We start from the raw sequence: 1,115 nt of genomic DNA on the forward strand, positions 1-1,115 counted from the left end.
CGGGGCAGGCGTCCGCCGGCTCCAGCCGAAGAGGGTGGCGCCGCGCTCGTAGCATTCGCGCAGGTGCTTGCTGCTCCAGGGCTGGTCGGTTTCGGGGTCGCGGTCGGCGTAGTTTTTCAGGCGCAGGGCCAGCGGGTCCAGGTGCAGGGCTTCGGCCAGCTCGTCCATGGCGCATTCGAGGGCGAAGGAGCCGCTGGTTTCACCAGGGCCGCGCGTCCAGCAGGGCGTGCTCAGGTCGAGCGGCACGAGGCGGTAGCGGGTGTTGAGGTTGGGCACCGCGTAGGCCGACTTGGTGGGGTGCACGATGCGCTCCTCGAACTGCTCGTGGCGCGAGGTGCCGCCGTAGGCCAGGTGCGTAATGCCCACCAACGTGCCATCGGGCTGCGCGCCCAGGCCCATTTTCTGGATGGATTGCGGCCGGTAGCCCACCAGGTTGAATTCCTGGTTGCGCTGCCCCATCACCTTCACCGGCCGTCCCACCTTTTTGGCCGCCAGAATAGCCGCCATCTCGGGTGGCCAGATGCGCGACGAGCCCCCAAATGCTCCGCCCACGAACGGCGAATGCACCCGCACCTGCTCGGCCGGCAACTGCCACATGCGCATCAAATCCTGCTGCGCCAGCTTGGGGCCCTGGGTTTTGTTGTACACCGTCAGCGTGCTGCCTTCCCACAGCGCAATGGCGGCGTGCGTTTCCATGGGGTTGTGCACCTGAATGGGGGTGCGGTACTCCTGCTCCACGCGCACTGGGGCGGTTTTATAGGCATCGGGCTGACCACGATGGTACTCAGCCTCTTTTTTCGGGGCGAGGTTGGCGGCTAGGTTTTTCGCCAGTTCGGTTTGGGATGGGCCCGCCTCGTACTCCACGCGCACCAGGGCAGCGGCGTGCTGGGCCTGCTCCAGCGTTTCGGCCACGGCCAGGGCTACCGGCTGGTTGCTGAAATAAATCTGGTCGTCGAAAAACACCCGAAATTCCTGGCCTTCCACGCGGGGGTTATGGTTGGTTTCGGCGCTTTGGTAGCCGGGCACCGGGGGCGCGTTCAGGTGCGACACGATGGCCAGCACGCTGGGCAGCTGCTCGGCCGCCGCGGTATCGAGGCGCTTGATGCGGCCGCGGG

The 1,115-nt window shown here is 66.5% G+C and carries 1 protein-coding gene; it reads right to left on the reverse strand.

Annotated elements, in window-relative coordinates; all coding sequences use genetic code 11:
- Positions 1-1,115: xanthine dehydrogenase family protein molybdopterin-binding subunit (locus tag ACYVDE_RS23670; RefSeq protein WP_460503980.1), on the reverse strand; the 1,115-nt coding region annotated here is incomplete at both ends.

It is taken from the genome of Hymenobacter agri (assembly GCF_054778495.1).